This is a genomic window from Mycobacterium sp. E802, assembly GCF_001666875.1.
Classification (GTDB): Bacteria; Actinomycetota; Actinomycetes; order Mycobacteriales; family Mycobacteriaceae; genus Mycobacterium.
On record NZ_LZJD01000141.1, the window covers coordinates 16,990 to 42,064 of the forward strand.

Annotated in this window: 9 protein-coding genes; 2 read left to right on the forward strand and 7 right to left on the reverse strand. The window is 61.6% G+C overall.

The features are described 5' to 3' along the window. The first annotated feature begins 23 nt into the window (after positions 1–23). Complete coding sequence (locus A5699_RS19975; protein ID WP_067772759.1) at positions 24–1,385, forward strand: DDE-type integrase/transposase/recombinase; 1,362 nt, start codon at positions 24–26, stop codon at positions 1,383–1,385. Beyond that, positions 1,382–2,230 (forward strand): IS21-like element helper ATPase IstB, encoded by an 849-nt coding sequence (istB, locus tag A5699_RS19980; protein ID WP_067772761.1) that lies wholly within the window; start codon positions 1,382–1,384, stop codon positions 2,228–2,230. Before A5699_RS19975 ends, istB begins: the two co-directional genes overlap by 4 nt. Before the next feature lie 131 nt (positions 2,231–2,361). Here the strand turns inward: istB and A5699_RS19985 are convergent, their stop codons facing one another. The 7 genes from A5699_RS19985 to A5699_RS20015 form a co-directional block, all read right to left on the reverse strand. Next, entirely contained in the window at positions 2,362–5,727 is a 3,366-nt protein-coding gene (locus A5699_RS19985) for a TM0106 family RecB-like putative nuclease (protein WP_157561353.1), read from the reverse strand. Between the two features lie 52 nt (positions 5,728–5,779). Next, the gene (locus tag A5699_RS19990) at positions 5,780–8,854 is read right to left on the reverse strand and encodes a type III restriction-modification system endonuclease (protein WP_067772767.1); all 3,075 of its coding nucleotides are present in this window, start codon (positions 8,852–8,854) and stop codon (positions 5,780–5,782) included. A gap of 5 nt (positions 8,855–8,859) precedes the next feature. Beyond that, complete coding sequence (locus A5699_RS19995; protein ID WP_082957798.1) at positions 8,860–10,821, reverse strand: site-specific DNA-methyltransferase; 1,962 nt, start codon at positions 10,819–10,821, stop codon at positions 8,860–8,862. A 17-nt stretch (positions 10,822–10,838) separates the two neighbouring features. After that, a complete protein-coding gene (locus tag A5699_RS20000; protein WP_067772774.1) occupies positions 10,839–11,492 on the reverse strand; it encodes a DUF4391 domain-containing protein in 654 nt (217 codons plus the stop codon). Then, positions 11,489–14,758, reverse strand: coding sequence for a helicase-related protein (locus tag A5699_RS20005; RefSeq protein ID WP_067772777.1), 3,270 nt, complete (start codon positions 14,756–14,758; stop codon positions 11,489–11,491). Before A5699_RS20005 ends, A5699_RS20000 begins: the two co-directional genes overlap by 4 nt. Positions 14,759–15,011: 253 nt before the next feature. Next, complete coding sequence (locus A5699_RS20010; protein ID WP_067772780.1) at positions 15,012–19,463, reverse strand: sacsin N-terminal ATP-binding-like domain-containing protein; 4,452 nt, start codon at positions 19,461–19,463, stop codon at positions 15,012–15,014. Positions 19,464–19,646: 183 nt separating this feature from the next. Beyond that, on the reverse strand, positions 19,647–24,812 hold the full coding sequence (locus A5699_RS20015; RefSeq protein WP_067772783.1) for an AAA domain-containing protein: 5,166 nt from the start codon (positions 24,810–24,812) through the stop codon (positions 19,647–19,649). Positions 24,813–25,075: the final 263 nt, after the last annotated feature.

The window sequence follows — 25,075 nt, forward strand, 5'->3', positions numbered from 1 at the left end:
AGTCGAAGGAGGCCCGCTTTCTCATGCTCACATGGGAGGACGACATGGAAGTACACGCCCTACAGAAACGTGGTTGGACGATCTCTGCGATCGCCCGTCACACCGGTTTCGACCGCAAAACGGTCCGCAAGTACCTGGCCGGTGACGGCCAGCCCGGGGTCCGTGCCCGGCCCGGTCCTGATCCGTTCGATCCGTTCGTCGACTACGTGTCCGCGCGACTGGTCGAGGACCCACATCTGTGGGCCCGTACCCTCTACGACGAGCTCGAGGAGTTGGGGTTCGGGCTGTCCTATCAGAGCTTGACCCGCAACATCCGCCAGCGCAATCTGCGGCCGGACTGTGAGGCCTGCCGTACCGCCACCGACCGGCCCAACGCGATCATTGCGCACCCACCCGGTGAGGAAACCCAGTGGGACTGGCTGGAATTGCCCGACCCGCCCGCAGATTGGGGGTGGGGCAAGACCGCGCATCTGCTGGTGGGCTCACTGGCGCATTCGGACAAGTGGCGAGCGGTGCTCTCACCGTCAGAAGGCCAGCCACACCTGGTCGCCGCCATCGACCGCATCGTGCGTGGTCTGGGCGGGCTGACCCGCCTCTGGCGGTTCGACCGGATGGCCACCGTCTGCGACCCGGGCTCAGGCCGGGTGACCGCTTCGTTCGCCGGGGTCGCCAAGCACTACGGGGTCTCGGTGGCGATCTGTCCACCGCGGCGGGGGAATCGCAAGGGCGTGGTGGAGAAGGTCAATCACACTGCCGCGCAACGGTGGTGGCGCACTCTGGCTGATGACATGACCGTCGAGGCGGCACAGGCCAGTGTGGATCGCTTCGCCAATGTCCGTGGTGACACCCGGATCCGGGCCACCGCTGACGGGCGGTCCTCGGTGGCCGTGGTCGCCAAGGCCGAACCCCTATCGCCGGTGCCGGCGACGCCGTATCCGGTGATCGTGTCCGAAACCCGGACCGCCTCGCGCCAAGCGTTGGTGTCCTACCGCGGCAACCGCTACTCGGTGCCTCCGGAGCTTGCTGCCGCGCAGGTCATGGTGAGTCACCCGGTCGGTGGCGAGTTCTGCGATATCGCCACCACGAGCGGGATCGTGATCGCCCGGCACCGCATGGCCGCCGATGGGTTGGGGGTGATGGTGCGCGATAGCGGCCACGTCATCGCCCTGGATAACGCCGCAATGGCCACCGCGAACACGGGCAAACCGCATCGCCGCAAGGAACGCATACCACCCGGACCGGCCGCCAAAACCGCTGCCGCGCAACTCCTTGCACGCCGCGATACCACCGCCAATATGACCGAATCAGCAATGCAATCAACCGATTCCACTGTCATCGACTTGTCCGTCTATGAGCGGGCCGCCCAGAAAAGGACCCTGCAATGACCCCCACTACACGCACCCGCAAAACCACCACCGATGCCCAGGCGCCGGCGGCTGCGGCCAGCCGCTATCAGCAGCTGCGGTCGCATTTGGCCGAGCTCAAACTCACCGCTGCCGCCGAAGCACTGCCCTCGGTGCTCGATCAGGCCACCGCGGAGGGTCTGTCGCTCACGGTGGCCTTGGAGCGGCTGCTGGCTGTGGAGGTCGATGCCAGCACCGCCCGTCGGCTGGCGGGCCGGCTACGGTTCGCCAGTCTGCCCACCCCGGCCACCCTCGCCGATTTCGATGTCGATGCCGCCGCCGGTATCGACCGCGCCCTGATCGACGAACTGGGAACCTGCCGCTATCTCGAATCGGCGACCAACGTTCTACTGATCGGCCCGCCCGGGACAGGCAAGACCCATCTGTCGGTCGGATTAGCACGCGCGGCAGCCCATGCCGGGTATCGCACCTACTTCACGACCGCCGCCGATCTAGCGGCCCGATGCCACCGCGCCGCGATCGAGGGACGCTGGGCCACGACCATGCGGTTCTACGCCGGACCAACGCTGTTGGTGATTGACGAACTGGGCTATTTGCCGCTGCCGGCCGAGGCGGCCTCGGCGTTGTTTCAGGTTGTGTCCCAACGCTATTTGAAAACAAGCATCGTGATCACCACCAACCGCGGGGTCGGCGCCTGGGGTGAAATCCTCGGCGACACCACCGTCGCCGCCGCCATGCTCGACCGACTTCTGCACCGCTCGGTGGTCATCAACCTCGACGGCGAGTCCTACCGACTACGCGACCACCACGCCGCCGCCGACACCCTCCGACGAGCCGCCACCGGAACCCGCCAACCACTACACTGACCGACGCTCACAAGTGAGGAATTTCAACGAGCACACCTGGGGATTTTCGATGAGCGCAGTCACGAGCACCAGCATGTCATCGAAGTACGACATTGCTTAGGCGTTTGGGATACGGAGCCGCGGCGGTGCGGTCATGCGGCCGGCGCTCCTGCCTGACGAGCTGCGTGCTCGACAAAAGCATTGAGTGTCGCGAGTAGCCGCATGTCGGCGACCGTGCGCGCGCGGGTGTTGAGCAATTGCTCGGTGCACACCAAGTAGGCGAGGCAGCGAGCGCGACTGATGGCCACGTTGAGGCGGTTGCGGGAGAACAGGAAATCCATGCCGCGGACTACGTCGTTGCCAGTCGACGTCGTCATGCTGAACAATACGACGGCGGCTTCCCTACCCTGGAACTTGTCCACGGTTCCGACCGGCACGCCCGCGATGAGCGGGTCCGTGGCGAGGCGCTCCCGGATAGCGCGGACTTGGTCGTTGTAGGGCGCGACCACCATGAAATCCGTGACCGTCAATTCCTTCTCGGCTCCGTCGAAGTTTACCCAGGTGGTCCCGATGAGCTGAAGCAGCTGTGCCGCAATCAAATCGGCCTCTTCCACCGAGCTGGTCGTATTTCCATCGTGCGCCGCGGCAATCCAGCGCAAACCTGTTCCCGCCGTGGTGGATTGCCGCGCACAATTCGGGTGGTACGTCAGTCGGCCTTCGTAGATCTGCTCCGAGATGAAAGCGCACACGTCTGGATGCATCCGCCACGTTGTCGACAGGAACACTCCACGGTCTTCAGCTAGGGTGACATCCTCACCCACCACATGCTCGAGCACGCTTCGTCCGCTGTCGCGCGGGTGCGAAGCTTGAGCGACCTGCGGCAGCTGCAGTGGGTCACCCAGGAGGATCAGATTGCGAGCAGCGCGCGACGCGGCCAACGCGTCGGCGAGCGATAGCTGACCGGCCTCGTCGATGACGAGTACGTCGACTGGCTCCTGTGCCATGACGTTGGAGGCGAATAGCCATGCCGTTCCTGCGACGAGGTTGAAATCCGTTCGTGCGCAGGCTGGATTGTCACTGGCGAGCGTCACGCCGGCCGGTGTTCCGGCACCAGCGGCCGGTTTCTGTATCGCCCGTAGAGCATCGCCATTCCCGTGTTCTTCGAACACTGCAATCACTTTGTCCAGCAGGTTGGTGATGGCGACGTGGCTGGTGGCTGTGATTCCGACTCGCCGGCCGGTGGTGATCAATGCGTAGATCAGGTGAGCCGCATTGTGTGTCTTCCCCGCACCGGGTGGCCCCTGTATCGCTACGAAACTGTGGTCGAGCTGCGTCACCCAGCGCACCATCGCGTCGAGGTCGTCACTGAACACGCCGCCTTCGGGGCCAGGTCCAGCGAAGCGTGGCAGCTCACGATTTAGAAGCGCCACCGTGACGCGGTTAGCTGAGCGTCCATCGAGGATGTCGTCCGCAAATGCCTGCAGGGCAAGTGCCTTCGGTTTCGCGTCCACCCAGTCGTCAAGGACAACCGATCCCGGCGGGGCGGGCAACTCACGCAACTTTTCGCCCCAGGTCAAGTCCACTTCATTGCCTGTTCGATCGAGTCTCTCGATGCTGGAATACAAGCGGTTCCCATCCTGGTCAAGCAGGATTACCCGGCCACCGTCGCGAGGAAAACGCTCCAGGGTCTGGTCGGGAAACCGGAACCGCATCAGCGGAGTGATGGGTTGGCCACGTCTACCGGTCCGCTCGATCAGCTCAACGCAGGCCAACTCGGCGATAACTTCTGGATCTTCCAAGAGATCGGCGGGCTCGGCCTGCAGTTTGAGCATCCGCGGGACGATGTAGGCCAGCCACTCTCGCCACCAGTAGCCCAGCAGGTCGCCGAGGAAGAACTGAAGCGTTCCTTCACCGAACTCGTGCAGTTGCACGACACGTTCGTTGAGTTCGGGAACGCCCGGCTCTGACTCGATAACGGCGTCGCGGAAAGGCATGTCGGCAGGGCGATGGGAGATCAACCAGTCCCGCAGAGCCAGAGTGGCGCGGACGTCGTCCTCGTTGTACGCGGCGATGGCCTTGAGTTCCGCCTCATCGCGCTGGGTCATGAAGCGCTCGTACTGGACCACCGCGCCGGCACCCTTGTCGATGTCGTGGCTGCGCTCGTACTCGGTGAGTCGCTCCACTGACTTCAGGCCGTACGACTCGGCGCCGACCTGAAATCCATTGAGGATGACGCGGTAGAGGTCGACGAACGCTCCGGTACACACCAACTCGGTCAGTTCCGACTCAACCACTCCATGTGATTCCGCCATGCGTTGCAGGGCCGAACGCTCGGTGTGGTTGTAGTGGTAGACGTGCATGTTGGGAAAATCGCGGCGTCGTCCGTCGAGATAATGCACCAACTCGTGGACTGCGACGGCCTCCTGCTTCAGGTCGTGCGCCCACCAGGTGCGATATGACCAGTCGCCCTTGTCGTCACGTTCCAAGAGCCCGAACAGAAAGAAGAGGCCGGAGTCGGCACGCCAAAAGGGATGACCCTCAAAGTCCAGGAAGACGTCGCCGTCATCGGGTGCCGGCATTTCCTCCAGCCCGCGGCCCCACACCGGCTCTTCACTTGGAGGAACGATCGAAAACGGTGGCGGCGCTCCGAGATCGGAGCGAGCCCGCAGTTGAAGCGCGGCTTGTCCAACAAGCCTTGTGAGCCGGTTCGCGTGCATTCCCTCGACGGGCTCCGCGATTTGCGCGAGTTGGGTCAGCGTCGGCAAGTCCGCCTCCACCAGCGCGGCGATCTCGAGCTGCCGAATGCCGGCGACGTAGATCAGCGAGTCCTCGGCGCGCCATCGGTCCTCACAGACGGCGTTGAACTCGCAGAACGGACAATGCGCACACGGCTGCGGGACGGTGGTTGAATCCGGCCCGACGTCGATCGCGGCGGCTAATTGGGTCCGCAGTCTGCGCCAGTAGGGGCGAAATTCATTGACGCGCAGCGTCTCCAGCTGTCCGGAGCCCAGCCAGATGTGCATTCGTTCAACCGGAGTGCCCGTTAGCCTCTCAATGGCGTCAGCGTAGAAGCACAGCTGCAGCACATGGCCGGGCTTGGCCTCGGTACGGGTGAGTTTCGCATCGACGGGTTCGTACGAGATCGCCTCCGATTCCGGGTCTCGCACACGGATCACGAAGTCTGCGATGCCTCGGATGCCGTCGTGGATGAACGGCATTTGGTACCACACGTCATAGTCACCATGAAGCGGGTTGCTGACGCGGTCCACCCAGTCCGAGAACAGTTCACGCTTGTCTCGCTGGGGAACCTCGAGAATCGACAATCCCTCGTGCCGATAGTGCTGCAGGCAGTCCTGCTCGTGGGCGAGACCTTTGTCCGCAAGTAGCCGCGCGAAGGAGCCGAAAATTGGCTTGGGGTCATCGATGAGACCGGTGTCGACCTGCCCGCGCAAAGTCAGGTAGTGAGGGCAGTCGAGCCACGCGGTCACCTTTGACGGGGTCATCAACCGCCCGGACATCTTCCTCCCCTCGACAACATTCATATGTGATACATGAGGCGATGTCTGCCGTTCACGACATGACAAGCTCCATGAGCTTGGCGTAATCATCGACGACGTCGTACTTGACGTTGTCACCGTTCTTCGCGTTGAGTGTTGCGAAGAACTTCCGGGCACAATCGATCTTCGCGGTCTCGACTCCCTTGAGCTGAAGCGACGACAGCGATCCCTTGGTCTCGGCCACAAAGTAGATGTGTTTCACGGTTCCTTCGGTGAAGGCGACGGCCCAGTCAGGGTTGTAGTCACCAACCGGCGTCGGGATGAAGAAGCCGCGGGGCAACTTGGCGTAAACCGCGACCTCGGCACTGGTGTCGAGCTCGGTGACGAACGCACGCTCCACCTTAGAATCGGTGACAACATAGTCGTAGATGTGCTTGGTCAGCTTGTTGCCAGCGTTGGTGAAGTCTTGCTTGGTTTGATTCTCGGTGAAGATCGCGGTGTCGAACTGGTCTTCCAGAGTGTCGTACGTCAGTCGCTCGATGATGGTGGCGGCCTTCTGCTCGTTGATCAGCCGAGCGGCCTCAGTGATGAACTGCTCGGGGTTGAGTCGGAACTTTGCGAATGTCTCCGGTGTAACGCCTTGGAGGATCGCTGCTGCGGTACGACGGGTGAGTTGGGTCTTCTCGGTGATCTCGCCCAGCAGATCGTATTTGACCTGAGATCCGGCCGATGTCGTCTCAGTGTGGGTTTCTGTACTCGATACGGCGAATCCCTCTGCGGCAGAGAGTTTGTCGACGTCAACTGATTCCTTCTGGATGCCGGTCTCGACAACATATTGTGTCGGTGCGACATTGAGGTGCTGGTCCAGTTCATAGACGCACTTGCTGATGAGCTCAGCGGAATCAAACTCGACCTGATAGACCGCCTTGTGGTTGATCTGGCTCCACAGCGCCTGAAATTCCTTCTTGTCGAAGTTGGCCTGGTTGAGCGCGATCTTCTTGGCTTTTCGGGCGTCCGGCGGGATCGGTAGTTCTTGGTTGAGCGAATCGACCAGTGGCACAAGGTGCTGGATCAGCGGTTTGAGTAGATCCGACGTTGGCTCGGCCAGAATGCCGGCTTCCTTGGCCTCCGTGTACGTGTCGGAGAGTGTGTCGTCGTCGTTGAGGTAGTCGTTGCAAATCAGGTATTTGTAGAGCGCGCGTGCGAGCTCCTTCTCCACCACGGATTCGCCATCCTCGGTCTGGAATGTCTTGCCGGTGAAGAACTCCACGCTGGCCTGGCGCGGTCGAGCGGAGAGAGTCTCGGCGATCTCCTTCTGCAAGCCGGTGACGAAGTCGGTGTAGGACTCGTCGGTGACGACGGTCAGCTCGTTGATGTCGTGGACGGTCACCGGATTGTCCATGCGGTCACCGTGTTGGTCGACGGACAAGCGCAGGCCCCGGCCGATCTCCTGGCGCCGCGACACTGTGTTGTCGCTCTTCTTGAGCATGCCCATGACGAAGACGTTGGGATTGTCCCAGCCTTCGCGAAGTGCGGAGTGCGAGAAGATGAATCGCACCGGTTCATCGAAAGATAGCAGTCGCTCCTTATTTTTGAGAATCAAATCGTAGGCATCGGTGTCCGTCGACAGTCCGGCTTCATCCCCGCGCTTGGCAACAGTGGGATCGACTTGATGCTTGGTCTTCTTGTCGATGGCGAAGTAGCCCTCGTGAACCTTGCGCACTTTGTCACGGCTCAGGTATGCCTGATAGGCCGCTGTCGTTGGGTCAAAGTCAATCTCGCCGAGGACCTCAGCGACAATAGTCGTGTACTCCTCTTCGAAGATTCGCGCGTACTCACCGAGGGTGTCCTCGCGGTCGTAATCGCGGTACTTAGCGACCTCGTCGATGAAGAACAACGACAGCACCTTGACGCCTTGTGAGAAGAGCTCACGTTCCTTGTCGACGTGGGCCCGGACTACTTCTCGGATCTGGATGCGCCGCTTGGATTCTTCGGTGCCGTCGTCATTGGTCAGCTGCCCTGCGACGACGACATCTCCGTTGCTGAGGGTGATGGTGTCGTCGATCGCGTTGACATCGGTGACCACCAGGCCGTGGTAGGCCTCGATGCCCTTCGACAGGTCATGTAGCCGGCTGCCCTGCGATACCCGCTTGAGCTGCGGGACGATCGCCTTGCCCTTTGTCTGCACCAGGATTTCGAGCAGGGCCGTGGGTTTGGAATCTTTCTTCACCTCGATCGAATCGAGGTACATGTGCGCGGTGGTGCCGGCCAAGCCCTTCACGGTGATGCCTCGGACCGAGATCCGCTTGACCAATTTCTGGTTGTAGGCGTCGACCGCATCGAGACGATGGACCTTGGTGTGGTTGACCTTGTGCGTTGCCGAGTAACGCAACACCATCAGGGCATTGAACCGCGACAGGGACTCCAAAGCACTTGGAGCGCTGATCTTCTGGGGCTCATCAATGATGACGATCGGTCGGTTCGCGCTGATCACATCAATCGGCCGCCGCGACTGGAAGTCGTCGAGTTCGTCGTAGATCCGGAGGTTGTCTTTGCTCCTCGAATTGAATGCCTGGATGTTGATGATCATCACCTGCACTCCGGCGTCGGAGCTGAAGCGTTCGATCTCGTGCAGCTGTGACGAGTTGTAGATGAAGCAGCGGGGCTTGCGGCCGTAGGTCTGCTGGAAGTGTTCGGCGGTGATGTCGAACGACTTCTTCACACCTTCGCGGATCGCGATGGACGGGACGACGATGATGAACTTCGACCAGCCATACCGCTTGTTCAACTCCATGATCGTCTTGATGTAGACGTAGGTCTTTCCGGTGCCGGTTTCCATCTCGATATCGAGATTCGGGGCGCCGGTTGCGGCCTTGCTGTCTTCCAGCTCGTTGGACAAGGGGAGGTTCCGAGACCGCTGTACCTGCTGAACGTTGGCCAGGAGCTGCGCCTGGGTCAGGGCGATCTCAGCGTTCCGCAAGCCGGAATCAGACTTGGGATCGAACAGTCCAGGATCAGCGGAAGGATTCACCTTGCCTGGGTCGATCCGGTACGACACGCCATCGCGCTTCGGCTGTCCGGCGAACACGTCGACAACCGCATCGACGGCGTCGGTCTGGTACTGCTGGACCTTGAATTGAAGTTTCATCGCCGTCAGATGACCTTCACGTCGAGCGTAGATGGCGAGAGTTCTCGGAAAAGCTGTTCGGCGTTGATGCGCTCGTCATCGGAGGCGAAGCTGGAGTCACGGAAAACGGCGCGGAGTGGTTCTTTGTGGGCGATAGCTCGCACGAGTTCTGGGCCGATCTCTGCGTCGAAGCAGGCGATGAGAGCGCCATCATCGACGATGAAAACTTCGTGGCCTTCAATCGTCTCGACCGCAATGGGCATGGTGAGTTCCAGGCCCCAGTCGAGCAGGACCTGGAACAGTAGATCTTCGCCGGAGCAGTCGGGTTTGACGCTGGACTCGAGATCGGCGAGTTCGTGCTGGCCGGTCTCGTCTGGGGTTCGGAGTACGTCGGCCATGTTTGTGGAGTCGACCCTGAGATTACGGAATCCTGAATCGAATCCTTCAGCGGCGAGACCCAGTTTCTCACGCACAGCCGCACCGACCCGACGAATGCGGTCTCTGCCGATCTCTGCAATCGACGCGTACCCCGATTCTGCTGCGACCGATTTCGGATCAGGAGTTTCAGCAATCTGCACCATAATGAAGCGGCGGCGGCTGCCGGTGGACGCATTGAGCTCTAACACTGCGTGGGCCGTCGAGCCTGAGCCCGCGAAGAAATCGATGATAATGTCTCCTGGGCCGCTCAAGTAGTCGATGAGACGGCTCAGATCTTTCCAGTTCTTCGGGTTATCGAAGACCTTGCCGCCCATGATTTGGGCGAAATCGACGGCGGCTGTCTGCGCGTAGCTGTAGTGCACCGAGCCCATAACCAAGCCTTCAGACTCAAACAAATAGCTCAAGATGCGCGGTTGCGTCGTGTGGTCGGGTCCAAAGACCACACGTCCGGCGCTCACTGCCTCATCGAAGCGGGCTCGGGTCGGGAATACCCAACCTCTGGAGGGGATCTTGCAAGCTTGCCCTGTGATGGGATGCGGAACTTCGTATCTTGGACCACCACCGCCGGGCCATGATATGTTGCCATCATCTCGAAACGGCCCACGAGGCCCGACTTTGCTGAAGCGGCCTAGTTTGAGTCGCTCATCATCGGCTGGAAATGACTTCGTCCATTTCCGCCACTCCGCCTGAATCGCACCCCAGTCTTCGCCGAAACGAGCCTTCAGATCGCGGAACAAGTCACGGGCTTCATCGACGCCAGGTTGCGGTTCACGCAGTCGGACACCAGCTTCGGTCAGGCCCGCTTTATTACGTGCATAGACAAGCATGTACTCATGCCCTACTGAGAAAAACCGTGCATCGTTCTTTCGGTTGCGGTCCCACACGAGAACCGCCAGCTTGTTGTCGGCTCCGAATACCTCATCGAGCAGCAGTTCCATCGTAGAAAACTCACTATCGTCAATGCTGACGATGATGTATCCGTCCTCGGCGAGAAGATTCCGTGCAAGCCGTAGGCGGGGGTAGATCATGTCCAACCAGTCTGAGTGGAATCGTCCCTTGGTCTCCGGGTTAGATACGAGACGTGCTGTGAGCTCATCGATCTGGCCAGAGCGTGCAAGGTACTCGGACGTTGACTGTGCGAAATCATCGTCGTACACGAAATCGCTACCCGTGTTGTACGGCGGATCGATGTAGATCAGCTTTACCTTGCCCAGGTACGACTCCTGCAGCAGCTTCAGCGCATCCAGGTTGTCGCCCTCGATGAAGAGGTTCTTGGTGGTATCGAAGTCGACCGACTCCTCACGCACTGGCCGCAGCGTCTTGGCGATCGGCGCGTTGGCAGCGAAGGCGGCTTCGCGCTTGCCGGGCCAGTCGAGCTGGTAGCGCTCGTGTGGCCCCTCGACGACATGGTCGGACAGCTCTTGGCGCAGTTGATCGAAGTCGATTGCCCGCTTCGGGTTGCCGTCGGCGTCGCGTGTCTCGGAGACCACACTCGGGAACAGGTCGGCGATCTTGTCGATGTTGGCCTCGGTCAGATCAGGCGACGTCATGCGAAGTTTCTCCACGGTTACCTCTGCTGTTCCAGTTCTGCTTGTTTTGTTTTGAGGACTCGTCGTATCTCGACCTTGCGGTTGAATTGCGGCTCGTTGCGCAACTTCCGCTGCAGGGAGGCGATCTCGCGCTCCAATTTGCGGACTGCTTCCATGCGGGCGGCCGCGTCGGTGAGGTCTTCACCGGGGCGGGCGCTCACCGGGCTCAGGGACTGCACAAGCGCGGTGTAGAGCGCGGTGAGCGTGATTGCGGCCGGGAGCTGTTGTCGCTCGCAGTCTTTGGGCAGCCAACTCGTGCTGTGATACGCGTCGATTTTGGCCTTGCCGTCGACGAGTTTGAGTGCGGCTGTCATCCGAAGATGGCCATCGGCGCGGAGGATCTCGAAGATGATCGGGGTGCGCACTGCCTTGTCGATGGCGGTCAGCACGGGCTCGGCGACGTCGTCGCCCTTGGCCTCGATGTGGAACACCTGGATCTCGGGAACTTCGGCGCTGCCGGGAAGATTGATGGTCGATTCGGCAAGCTTGTAGGCCCAAGTGATCCGCTGCACCTCGGCCACGAACTTCTCTTTCACCGCAGTGGACACCGAGCCGTGCTCGTAGAACTTGGTCTTGGGCACCACGCGCCCGAACTGAGCGGCTGTCGGCCACCGATACAGAACGTCGGTCACGAGCCGGCCCCACTGGCATCGACGACCGCGATGAACGCGATCAATTCGAAGTCATCGAGGCCGGCGATGGTCTGAGTCAATGCCGTCGTTGCGCCGTCGCTGAAGAGGCTGTCGATGTCGCGTTCTTCGGTGACTTCGATCATGGATCGAATCGCTGCGGTGAGTAGTTCGGAGTACTTGCTCATCTCGCCGCCTTCGCGGGTCGCCGCATTGAATGCCCGGGTGACAGCGCCAACCGGCTCGTCGTGCGGCCGACATCCGGTACGGATCAGGTCGAGGAGATGCTTGGCCTCGGTGTGATCGGCAATGACTTTGCCGTCGTTATCGAGGTACACGAGATAGTGCGGGTGCAGTCGGTTTCCGCGATTGATGTTCGCATCGGCCTTGACATTGCGAAGGGCGAACAGCACGCCGGGACGTAAACCTTTGTCGGGTACGGCGGGTACGACGGCGTGCAGCCCTTTAGGGGCAGCGGCCAGGTCACCGTATTCCTTTAAATAGCCGAGAAGATCCATCCGGAAATCGTTGAGACCCAGATCGGTGATCGACACTCCACTGCGGACGTCTTCGAGTTCTATGACTTCGTCTTGGAGCTTGCGCAGCTGCTCTTTGCGGAATGCGGCGTCGCTGTCCTCGAGCGTCAGCACGTTGTCGTCGGCAGTGCTGGCGAGGTCCGCGATCACCATGCGGCTCTCGACGCGCTCCTTGAGGTTGATGTACTCGTCGAGCGAGATGTCGGGCCAGAAATTGACCAGTTGAATCTCTGCGTTGGTGGACCCGATTCGGTCAATTCGCCCAAAACGTTGGATGATTCGCACCGGGTTCCAGTGGATGTCGTAGTTGACCAGGTAGTCGCAGTCCTGCAGGTTCTGCCCTTCGCTGATCACGTCGGTGCCGATGAGCACGTCCAATTCGCCGGTCTCCCGCGGCATGGTCAGATGCCGTTGTTTGGACCTGGGGGAGAAGAGCGTCAGGACCTGCTGGAAGTCGCGGCCGGTGCCCAACGTTGTCTTGGCGGCGTGTGCTCCACCGGTGACCAGAGCTGATTCCAGTCCCGCGGCGGCGAGCACCGGTGCGAGCTCCCGGTACAGATACTCGGCGGTGTCGGCGAACGCCGAGAAGATCAACGCCTTTCGGTTGTCCGGGTTGAACGGATGCGCTGCCTTCTTCTCAATGAGTTGCCGGAGCGCCCGGAGTTTGAGGTCATGGGTGGGCGTGACCTTGTGCATCTCGTCGAGCAGTTCCTGCAGCGTTTCGCGGTCGTTGCTCAAGTCCCGGTGCCATGACTCGATGTCGATGTCTGCCAGGTCGATCTTGATCTTGTCGCCGAATGAAATGGCTTCGACATTGGCGTCGTCCTCGTCGTCGATGTCCAGATCGAGGTCGGTCAGATCGGTGTTGAAGTCGGTTGCGGATTTGGTGTGTGAATCCAGCCGATCGAGGCTGCTGCCCACTGCCAGTTCGATTTTGGTCAGTGTGAGGCGGAACGCTTCGACCGAACTCTCCAGGCGCTTGAGCAGATTCACCGTCATGAGCTTCTTGAGCCCTTGCTCACGGCCCAGCTGTCCGATGTTGGAGCGCGCGGTGCCTCCCTTGACGTTGTAGAGGTCTTCGTACTTGGCGATCCTGCTGGGGAACACATAGGCCAACGGGGTGTACACCGCCAGTGTGAGTGCCTGGAGTTGTTCGAAGATCTCGTTGAACGTCGGGGCATTCGGTAGATCGGACAGCGGTACCCGGATCGATTCGGGGTGCCGCCTCTTGGGGAACGTCCCGATTTCTGTGGTGTCGTAGAACGCCTGAATGTGCTTGCGAGAGCGGGCAATGGTAACTGAATCGAGCAATTCGAAGAAGTCGAAATCGAGCATCTGCAGGATCCGGTCAGCGGTACGCGACTCGGCCGGTAGCTTGGACCACTCGTTGAAGACTCGCTGGGCGTCGCTGAAGACCTTCTCGACGGTCGTGGAGATGTTGAGTTTCTCTGCGAGGTTGTCCGATTCGCCCTCATAGGCCAGCTGCAGTTGGTTCTTCAAGTCGTTGAATCGATTGTTCACCGGGGTGGCCGACAGCATCAGGACCTTGGTCTTGACTCCTTCGCGAATGACTTGACGCATCAGCCGCTGGTACCGGGACTCCTTTTCTTCGGCGTAGTCGGCATTGCGGAAGTTGTGAGACTCGTCGATGACGACCAAGTCGTAGTTGCCCCAATTGATCCGGTCCAGGCGCAGCCCGAGCGACTCGCCGCGGGTGCGGGACAGATCAGTGTGGGCGAGTACGTCGTAGTTGAAGCGATCAGACGCGAAGATGTTCGTGGTCAGGTTGGCGTTGTAGTTGGTCCAGTTCTCCGCCAGCTTCTTCGGCGCCAGCACCAGCACGGACTTGTTGCGCAACTCGTAGTACTTGATGACCGCCAGCGCGGTGAACGTCTTACCCAGGCCCACGCTGTCGGCGAGGATGCAGCCGTTGTAGGTTTCCAGCTTGTTGATGATCCCGGTGGCCGCGTCGCGCTGGAAGTTGTACAGGCTCTGCCAGACCTTGGTCTCTTGGTAGCCAGTGCGGTCGTTGGGCAGCACGTCCTCGGTGATGTCGTCGAGGAACTCGGCGAACAGGTTGTACAGGATCAGGAAGTAGATGCGCGCCGGTGAGTTCTCTGCGTACACGCTGGCAATGTGATCCTGAACGGCCTGCGTGACGTCCTCGAGTTGCGCGGGGTTGTTCCAGATCTGGTCGAACAGTGCCACGTACTGCGCGGCCATCGGAGCGTCGTCGAGCTTGGTGACCATGTTCGACACCGCGTTCCCGCGCTCGTAACCCAGGTCCGCAGAGGTGAATCCCTGAATGGGCTGGTACGCGACAGCATCGTTGACTAGCACGAATTGCTGCATCGGCGCACCGGTCCGATTCGACCGGAAGTGGACCTTGTGCTTGACCCAGTTCGCGCATTCGCGCGCGATCGCCCGTTGGGTCAGTTGGTTTCGCAGCCGAATCTCGAACTGCGAACCGTACAACGATGATTCACCGTTGGCGCCGGACGGAATGAAGAACTGTCGCCGTTCCTTCGGCAGGTGATCGGTGGCTTTTGCCGCGACAAACGATGGGGAGGTGAAGATGAAGTCCAGTTCATCGACCCGCTCTAGTTCTCTGCGGAGGGCCTCGAACGCGAAGATGGAGAACGTCGAGGCGGCGATGCGGAGCTTTGTGCCCTGTCGGATCTCGGCCTTCAGATCGTCGCCCAAGAGCTCGTTGATGTTGTCGATGATGCGCATGATCAATCCGTGGTCCCGCCATTGCCAGTCTGAGCGCCGCGGCGAGCGGGGCCCTCAACCACATCGAACTGACGCTGCCATGCCCGACCACACTTGTGAGCTGGTACACAGTAGGTAGCAATCCTAGTGGTCGACAACCAAGACGCGGACATGGACGATCCTCTCAGCACGTCACCCAGCGCGTCCATACGCGTGAGCCTAACCTCAGACAATGTCCCGATAGATTGAACCGGGGCCATCTCTTTCGACCGCGTCATTTCTGTGGAGCACTAACTCGGCAAACCACGCTGTGCGGAGCGCTCCTGATACCGGAAAGCGTTACCGAACTGGTCTCACCCGCCGTGAGTTGACTGAACGGATCCAAGATAATGCGCACTTGAGGGTCTCTTCCGGATGCTTCGACGTTCGACACGACGACTAGGAAGAAGTCGTCGCCGGCCCGCAATGCCTGCTCAACCTGCGATGGTTGGAGTGTGACAGCGTCCGGCTCCTCGCCCTGAAACACTTTCAACTCAAAGAGTCGACCCCGTTGATCGACCGCGTCGGCGCCGACGTTGCGCTGTGCTCGCAGGTCAACGATCTCCTCGCTGTCGCTGGCGAACACCCGACGGAGCAGTTCCAACCCCTTAGCTTCCTTGTCATTGGGAGTGAAGCTGGGCGGCAGCGATCGTGATTGAGGTGCTGAAACGGAGCGATTCGGGGTCGCAAGGCCGGCCTCGCGTGGGATCGCCTTCGCCACCGTCGATCCACGTCGATAGCCCGTCGAGCCGTAATCGACGGTGACCACCGTCATCTTCGCTAGATCCACAAGCTCACGGCGGTCGAGCGACGACGACGAGCTCATCGAGCTATACACCGACGTAGCATCGCTCGACTTCCCGGAACTTCCTTGCTTCGGCCGCTTCTCCACCTGGGCATTGGCGATCTCGCGCGTCAGTTCGTTCTGCCGCTCCTCAATAGCGCGCGCAGTTCGGTCACGCTCGGAGTCAGCCTGTTGCTCAGCCAATTCCAAATTTAGGGCCATGCTCCCATCTTCGGCTGCCATACACGCTGCCAACCACGCCTGTGCAACACGCCGGCGATCCACTCCGATAAAGAGACCCGCGATCGCAGCGCCACCGGCTCCAACCATGCGCAGTGAGCGGCCATCGTTGAGAAACAGCACATCCGACGTTACGTCCGCCTTGGCAAGAACCGCGATATCAGCCCGGCTAGCGGGCCCGACGAGACCGCTGACCTCAACCCGTAGATCTGAGCTCACTCGGACAGTGAACTGACGCAGCCGATTCCAGTCGATCGTCAGCCCCCGCAATGTACGTGGATCGTTTCGCGCCAAGTCGTCGTGCAGCAGGGTTACCGCGTTCGCGAACAGTTCTGTGGCGTCACCGTCGAACTCAGCTTCGTCAGGATTGATAACGACTGCAGCTTCTGTGCCCAAATGCACGATGCCCAGGGGGTGCAGCAGTGACTCGAACTGCCTCAGCTGCCCTCCGGGGTCCCACACCGGGACATTGACGCCCAATCCATCAATCAGGGCGGGGTCATCCGTTGCGTAGACGGGTCGTTCCCGAGTCCAACCAGTCGTTGTCAGAATCGGCAGCCGTCGCATGATCTTGGTCAACTTCGGCGGCACCTGCTCAGGCTCAGCGACGAGCTCAGCAAGCAGCCGCAGCGTCTCCAGAACGATCCCTCGGTCCTCCGGCGTCAGCGGCCATCCCGATGTCGCGACTTTCCGGATGACCTGGACGCAGTCATCGGTAGTCGGTGGTCCGATCTGCAGTGCCACCCACAGTGCTTCAGTTCCAGGCACCTGCGGAGCGAACTCCCGATATCGACCGAAAATTGGTGGCCCGACGAGCAGCTCGCGTGGCGTGCGCCAACCAGCCGAGGACAGCACGAGGCCAGCGTCGTGATTGAGCGCCGTCCGCAGGTCACGCTCGCTGATCCGCCCGGCGCTTCCGCGCGGCAATCGCTCAGCCAGAGCCTGGTAGATCATGGCGACGTCAATCGCTGTATCGGAGTCGGGATCCGGCGAAGCGTGCCGCAACGATCTCAATCTCTCGATGAGGTCATGGGTGTTCGGCTCGCCGGCAACACCGAGTCTCGATAGGACTTCGCGCCGATTGGCAGCATCCAAGTCGTCGCGCAGGTAGCCCGACGCATCTGGACCGTGGACAGCAACAGTTGCGCGTGTCTTAAGTCGGAGGTCCAGCGGTGCTCGAAGTACTCCGTCGGTGTCCTCCAACCACTCGATGTCGCCGAGCACCCACAGCCAGAACGCCGGCACGATGCCCCGGTCGTTCCAGCGTTGGTAGTCATCAGCGGCCGACACTTCACACTGCTCTTCGAGGCGATCCCACGCCCGCCCCAGCGTTGCGAGGAGTGCTCGTGTGCGTTCGCGGCGGGGCCGAACCTTGCGTTCGGCCGCAATATCTCTTGCAACGGCATAGAGGTCAGGGCTGTCGAAGTCATCCAACGTAAAACTCGCGTCGCGTCGCCTTAGAGCCTCGTACCGCCGCTGCGGTCCTCCACACACCATTCTGGGCAGCCCCGGGCGACCTTGAACAAATCGACGCTCGAGGAGTGGATGGGGCTTGATGCGAGGCGTTCGCTCAACTCCTAGTAGCCTCAGGAACCGCTGTGCGCCGAGCCCCTTGCCCGTGAGCAGGGTGCGGTACCGGTTAGGACTCCACAACAGTCCGGGTGTCTTGTCCGCGGCCACGGCGAAGCTTGCGGGGTCGCGGTCGATGGCGGCGCACAAGTACATGTCGGCGGGCCGCGCGTATGACTCAATGAGTTGCCTTCGTTCGTCGTAGCTCACAGCGGCGATCTGAACCGCACGACCGACACCCCGGCCGAGCTCAACGCGGCGGTCGGGGGCTAACTCGTCGAATGCGTCGCGCAGTGCCCGGATCTGGCCGTCGGAGAGCACCTCGCCTGTACAGTTTCCCGCATTCCCTGCAGCAGCGAGTCGACGCAAAATTAGCTCGTCACTCGGGTCGTCGACCACCGCATCGATCTCTCGTAACCACTCGAAGACCGTTCTGGCATCATCTGATTCGGCCAGATACTCCTCTGCGAGGCTGACCCCAATACCCAATTGCTTCGCAAGCGGCGACTCAATCGTCATCAACGGCTCTAGCGAATCGCATGCTGGAGGGACAACATGGCCTCCGTCGGACACAACGATGCAGGGCCATTCGATGAGTAGGTGGTCGAGGTCTTCGCACAAAGCGACCGCGGTGAGTGCGATGGTGGCGTCGACGCCCCGGGCTGAGTCAGCGAGCAACGCCAATGCGTCCTGCACGGTCACCGGTTCCGGCAGTGATGCGCCAGCTTCCGTCCAATCGTCGAGCACTTCCCTCCACCGACCGGTGCCATCCCTCGCGCTCATGGGCAGCGCCACGGCAAGGCCGGACAGTGCAGCCACCTCCGCCGGATCCAGCACGCACTCGAGTGCCGCGTTCTCAACAGCCAACTCGGTCAGCGCATACCGATGCCCATCGACGAAGATCGCCGCCGTGTTCGCCACTCGACCGCGTGCGACCCCCAACAGCAACTCATCCAACCGATTCACGACCGCATGTGTGTAGTCGCCGTACTCGGTAGGCAGTGGGATCACATGCCATGCTGCGGCGGGGTTTTCGGCGAAAAAGTCCTCTACGGCAACTGCCCACAGGTCAGCGAGAAGCGGCAGGAGCGCATGGTTCCAGGCATTGTTGGCAAGGTCGGTTCGACCTGTCACCGGATCGAGCGGGGCGTTGACCCGAACCGGCACTGTCGATGATGCCACCGGGAGACCGGCGTGAATTACTCCGTCCGACTCCGGCTGAAGCGGTAGCGCCAGACTGAGCAGCACCGTGTCATCCGTCGCCTTATGCGCACGGGCGACTCCATTCGGTGTGGGGTGCTCCGCGGAATAGAGCAGCCAACAGCGCCCGTCCGCAGCAGTGGCAAGCCGAGTACTCACAGCTAGATCGTTCGCACCGCCGGTCCGGCTCAACACTTCACGCTCGGACCAATCGAGGTAAAGAGTCCTCAGCTCCGCGCCATCGGACCCGACTAAGTTCACACGCCGGACGTGCCGGAGAAACAGCAGCGCGCTGCTGTCCCATCTGTCCAGCCAGCCGAGGAGACTATCGATGTCAATCGTCTCTTCCCGCAAAGGCATACAAATTGCCGTCAACTCTGACGGCAATTCGCCCACACCCTCATTGACTTCGGCGGCCCACTCGACAACGGGATCACCCAAACGCAGGTGGTACGGGCCGCTGTGCACTTCGAGCACATCCCCCAAGGCACGCAACGTCATAAGTCCAATTCCGAATCGTCCCGTCGCGGCCGCATCGGCTGTCTTCGTTGAGTACCACGGCATCGCCAAGCCGAGAACGTTCGACAAATTGACAGGACGTCCGTCATGCGTCGCGACAAGGTGACGATCAGCAAGCCGGAACTCCACGAAGGATGCATGGGCGTCGTCGGCATTCTGGATGATCTCGGACAAGCCCTGAAAGCGGTCCGCTGACAGTGTCTGCGCGGCGGCCGATGCGCCGTCGATCGCGCCCTTGAAAATCCCCGGCACAGAATCGAACAGCCGTGTCAGCTCCTCGACGGCCCGCCGCGCCTCAGGCTCGTCGTCCGCAACGAAATCGACATCCGCGCTGGGTTCGCCGAAAAGCCGCTGTGCGGCCAACTCGGGGGTCACCTGAGGGCCCCACGACTGCGTCGGCCATGGTAACCCGGACTTGTCGAGGTTTGTGCGCTCAGCGCGGTACTCTTTCGCATTTGAGTACCGAACGAGGCGCCATTGCCGATACATGGCACATCGGCGTTAGGCAAAATGCCCAAGCCGGGGAAAACACAGCAACCTGCTTAGCCACTGACCGCCTCACCCCTCCAGTGCGGCAAGATCCATGTGTCCAACTAGCTCCAACGCATCGCTCAGCACCATTCGCGCCGGCTCAGTGAGTCGTTTCAGGCCCAAGACAGCGAGTACCTCACGGAAAATTTCGTCGTCTGAATAGTTGCCGTCAACGCACTGAGCGAGATGTTCGGCTAGCTCCGCGGGCGGCACTAGGGACAGAGTCCGCGGTCCGAGTGCACGCGGAAGTACCTCAGGCTGAGTCGGCAACCGGAGCGTCTTTGGCTTGACCCCGGGCTGGTTGAGTGGATTGTCGGCAATTATTTGTCCTCGCCGCACGGCAGTTTCAATGGCACGGTTCAACTGCCGCGCAATCTCCTTGCCGATTCGTTGCCCTCCGGAGGCGATCCGGTAGGCGTCATGCAGGCGATGCCCGAGCACCGGTCCTTCGACCTCGACGATGCGCACAACGTTGGCCACCAAAGCCGGCAGCGGCGTGCCCAGGATAGGCGGCAGAGAGTCATTGAACGCTGTGTAGGGCGCGAGCCTGTCCCCGCCGCGTTCATCGTCGTGGACGAGATCGAATTCGTCGCCATCGGCCATGAGTGCGACGTCGAGCTGATGCGGCGACACATTCTTGACCACGTCAGGTTCCGTGTCATCGTGCTCCTCGTCGTCGACGTCTTCGGATTCCTCGAGTTCGTCATCGTCGAAGCCCAGGTCAATCCAATCCGCGGTCCGGATATCCAACTCGTCGAGCGTGTCCCACAACCCCCGCAGGGTGCCAGGCATGTCCGCATAGAACATCGACTCTCGGATGCGATGGAACTCCCACCCGCACCGTTCCAGTTCACGCTGCCTCGCCAGATCGTTCTCGTATTGCTCTGGGCCATGCCAGAAGTCGCCATCACATTCGATCGCCAGCCGGCCTTTGGCGCCGGTGACCACCATGTCGATGCGGTAGCCCATCGCCTCGACCTGCGGCATGACGGTGTAGCCCCGGTCGATGAGTCTGTTGAAGATGCGCTGCTCGAACAGTGAGTCGAACGGTGGCACACGCACATCTTCCGGAACCACGGTGCCCAACGCGTCGTCAGCGCTGCGCAGCCGATTGGCGGTGCCATAGCAGTAATCGAGCAGCTGGAAACGCATGCATTCGGAGTTGATCAGCGCTTCACGTGGCATCGAATGGTAAACCCACATCTGATCTTTCGCCCGGGACGCCGCGACGTTGAACCGCTGGACGTACTGCGGTTGGTTCAATACGCCCATCCGCTTGCCGTCCTCGGGCGCCTTGACCATGGACAGGAACATGACATCCCGCTCGGAACCCTGGAAGTCCGACGCGTCTCCGCAGCGCAGCTCGCGGGCCGCCCACTCCTCCGGCGGCACCGCATCCAGCAGCTTGCTCTCGATCAGCTTGGCCTGTTCCTTGCCCAGCAGCGAGATCACGCCAAACGTTGCCCCGTCGTACTCCGGTTCCACTAAGCATTTTCGGATCTGGTCGACAATTGCCTCGGCCTCAACGAGGTTCGTCTTGTTGGGCGCCTCATACCCGTCGGGCAGGTACACCACCTTGATCGGCTCCAGCCGCTCGGCGCCGAACTGACGCACCGGAACCAGCCGAATTCCTTCCGGCTCATACGCGATGCGGTTAGAGAAGCCGATGATCTCGGGCACACACCTGCGGTGCTCAGTCAGCGTGATCCGGCCGCCGAAGCGCATATTGGCCTCGTCGAAGTAGCTGCGCTTGGGGTCTAGCCAGGACTCTCGGTACGGGTCATCGCTGAGGTACATGTTGGCCAGGTCGCGCAGTTGCTGTTGATCCACACCCACCGCTGACGGCGACACCTGCTTGTCGTCACCGATCACCACCATCTTCGGCGCCAGGTACTGCAAGAACGACGCCTCCAGCCCCGCCTGCGACGCCTCATCGACAATCACCACGTCGTACAGGTTGGGCTCGACGTGCACCTGCTCGGCGATGCGGTAAAGCGGCATGATCCACACAGGTACGGAAGGCCGGCACCGATCCATCGCTTCGGCAATCGCCACCCGTTGCTTGGCCGCGTACTTGCCGGTGCCCTTGCCCAGGCGGGACACCAACTGGGCGTACTGGGTGAGGTTCGCCCGGGCCGCCCCAGTCAGCCGGTCGGGAGCGACGGCATGGCCCCAGGCTCGCTCAGCGGCAAGATGCTCCACCTCACTGCGGATGTGATCCTCGATCGCATTCAGGCTGACCTTCAACGCGTTAGCGTCCTCGCTGTCTTGGGCGAGGATCCAACGTCCAGTCATCTCCCACTGCCAGGCCCGCTCGTAGGCACCCAACCGGGAATTCCATTCCGCTGCCGCCGGATCGGCGGCGATCGCACTCGCCAACATCGGTGCGGAGCGGTCCAGCTCGTGTCGGATCCGGTCGCGGTCAGCGACCGCCCGGGCCACGTCGCAGAGATGATGCAGACGCGCGTGCGCGGTCGCGTAGCCATCGACGTTCCGGTCGCGGACTGCGGCCAGCAATTCCATCGTGATCGGCGGCGGCGTGGGAAGTTGCGCCTGACTACGCAGATACTGGTGCAGCCGTTCCACCGGCGTGGCCGCGACCACCGCGTCGTCGGCCGCCGTGGCGGCCTCCACCAGATCGGCGTAGCGGCGAATGTCTTCGAGCTTGTTCCAGTCCGGTACCGGCAAGTTGTTGGCTTGGAACCATTGCCGCTCTACCTCAAGCTGGTCGCCCAACGCCAGAACCTTGTCCAACTGGGCCACCTCCGTGACATGCCACTGGATCTTTTCGTCGAGGGTGTCCTCCTGGGGAATCAGAACATTGACCGGCCAGGCCTGGTCCAACGCGGCCACGGTGCGGCTGGCGTCAACCCAATCAATAAAGGTGGCGAGCTGTTCCTTGGTGGTCGCGGGCAGGTCGTTGATCTTGACCGCGGCGAAAAACGGTTCGGCAAGCTTCACTGTCTTGGACGTGAAGGCACCGATCTTCGGCGACCCGTCCGGGCGGCTCTTGATGACGCTGCCCGACTCAACATGGGCGAGCAGGGATTTCGCGACCTGCTGATGCACGCCGAAGTCGCCGCCGGCAACGACCACTGAGGTGGTGGGGCCGATCCGGCGAGTGAGGGCTGCGGCCGTTTCGGCCAGTGACTTGACCTGCGTCGACCGTGCGACCCAGGTTTGGTGGCGACCGCTGCGCACGTCGTGCAGAGCGTCATTCATCCACGCTTCCTGCCGACGCTCGAGATTGCCGGCCTGCTCCGCCAGATTGGACACTCTGGCGCGCAACTCATCTCGCAGTGCTGTGGTCAGAGACCTGACAAAACCAAACGACTCGTGGCTGAGGAGTTCGCCGAACTGGTCCTTGCGGACTGCGGCCTGCTGCTCGGCGGCAACGAGGTTGGCGAAGTCTTCCGGCGTCGTCAGCGATGCCGCGTCGGGCAGCGTCGAGGTCGCTTCCGGCTCGTTCACAGTCACGTCCTCGTCGCGCAGCACGGCGCGCCACCGCTGAATCTCCTCGGTCGACACCGTCGTCCCGGCGCCGGCCGGGTCGACCTCAAACGCCCGAATCCACTCGTAGTCGGCTTCGTGCTGCAAATGGTCGTAGGCGATAGCCGCCAGCGTGCCCTGGGCTGGGCCGTCGGTGCGCGGTTCCACCTCCTGCCGGCGAACCTTGAGCAGACGGTCGCGCAGCGCGGCCCGCTGACGGCGCAGGTCATCGATCCTGCTGAGGTGCCGGGCGATCGAACGCTGAGAATCGGCGGAGTCGAAATCGTCTGCCCGCCGCGAGATGTTGTCGACCGCGGTGCGCAGGTCGGCCATGTCAGACCGCGACTGGCCGATGACCGCGACCGCCAGCGATTGAATCTCGCGCGGCAGCTTGGCGCGGACCTCCTTCAGTGCCCGGTCGGTGTGCGCGGTGATCAGCACGCGCTTGCCCTGGGCGAGCAAATGGGACACCAAAGCCGCTGCGGTGTGGGTCTTCCCGGTTCCAGGCGGACCCTGGACGACGGTCTGGGCACGACTGTCGACACGCTCGATAATCTGGCGCTGCTTGTCGTTCACCGGTAGCGGCAGGAAGTCTTCGTAATCGACGGTGACCACCGCACCCTGCACATCTGTGCTCAGTTCCGGCTCGGGTTGGCGGTTGGGGTCGACCAGCGGCAGGATGCCCTTCGGCACCTCCTCGGCCTGCTGGATCTGCGTAACGATCTGCTCGTAGATCTGCACCATGCCGCGGTTGGTGCGACGGCGCAGGATAATTGCTGGCGCGAAAGCTCCGCGTGGATTGGGGCCTGACGGTGCCTGTACGGCGTCTTCGTCATACTGCGCGTCAGCGTCGAGACGATGAATCAGACGGCGGCAGATCTCGCCAATCGCTGGCTGGTCGAGCAGATGCCCGTCGTACTCGGCGGCCAGCACCTTGATTTCGTCGAGTTCGGCCGGACTGGAAATCAGTGCCGGGTCCAACATGTCAACCTCGATCGACACGGCATCGGGTGCGCTGACCTGCGTGACCGTCAGGCGGCCGGAGTTCTCATCGAAGCTAATCGCGGTCGGCGCGGTAGCGACGTGACGCTGCACCTGATCATGGTTGTCGGGCCGCCAGGCCAGACAACCCACGCCGAGGACCAGCTCGAACTCCTCGCTGTGATCGGCGGCCTTCAAGTGAGCCGCGAACAGGTCCTTGTAGACCTCGCGGACCGCGGCGTCGCGGCGTTCCCGGTCCGCCCACAGCCGCCAATCGGTCAGCCAGGCATCGAAGGCTTCGCTGACCCCGGGATGCTCGGCAATATCGATGCGGCGGTTCACCACCTTCGGCGCGCCGTCCTGGCGTTCCTCCGCAGGAACGGGCTCCTCACGGAAGATGGCCTCGCGAAGTGTCGGCTCCTTCTCCGTGTCATCGATCGCGCCATCGACCCAGACGATCAGCTCGTGCGGCAGCGGCGGCGGATCGAGCTTGGCCACCCGGTCCACGGTGAGGAGCGGCGTATCGGGTGTGAGCTCGGCGACGCGATGCGCCGAACGGATGGCGTCATGGTCAGGCAGGTCGGCGAACCACATGGCGTTCTCGAACTTGTCTACCGTGCGGACTGGCTTGACCAACAGCTGCTGAGCGCGGCCGAGGAAGGTGAAGAGGTTGACCGCCCGACGCACTAAACGCTCGTTCTCGGTTTCCTGCTCAGCAGCCATCGCACGCCCTTCGTGTTAAGAACCGATCACAAGGGACGTGATATGTGCTGACCGTCACTTGTGTCAATTAGCGATGATTATGACCGCCGGCTCCGACAACTCAGCACACACCCTCCGCTTCAGATCACGCTTCCATTCCCAGGCGTACTGACTACGCCCTCCGCGTGCTGGCATCTCTACCACTTACACCCGACTGAACTGGATGACCGGCGTCCGCACCGGACACATTCCTCCGCAGGCCTGGTGGGCGCCAGCACATCTCA

What these genes read in the sequence shown, in the direction of transcription:
- istB (WP_067772761.1), top strand. Translation starts at nt 1,382, where the DNA reads ATGACCCCCACTACACGCACCCGCAAAACCACCACCGATGCCCAGGCG.
- A5699_RS20015 (WP_067772783.1), bottom strand. Translation starts at nt 24,812, where the DNA reads ATGGCTGCTGAGCAGGAAACCGAGAACGAGCGTTTAGTGCGTCGGGCG.
- A5699_RS19975 (WP_067772759.1), top strand. Translation starts at nt 24, where the DNA reads ATGCTCACATGGGAGGACGACATGGAAGTACACGCCCTACAGAAACGT.
- A5699_RS19995 (WP_082957798.1), bottom strand. Translation starts at nt 10,821, where the DNA reads ATGACGTCGCCTGATCTGACCGAGGCCAACATCGACAAGATCGCCGAC.
- A5699_RS19985 (WP_157561353.1), bottom strand. Translation starts at nt 5,727, where the DNA reads ATGTCCGGGCGGTTGATGACCCCGTCAAAGGTGACCGCGTGGCTCGAC.
- A5699_RS19990 (WP_067772767.1), bottom strand. Translation starts at nt 8,854, where the DNA reads ATGAAACTTCAATTCAAGGTCCAGCAGTACCAGACCGACGCCGTCGAT.
- A5699_RS20005 (WP_067772777.1), bottom strand. Translation starts at nt 14,758, where the DNA reads ATGCGCATCATCGACAACATCAACGAGCTCTTGGGCGACGATCTGAAG.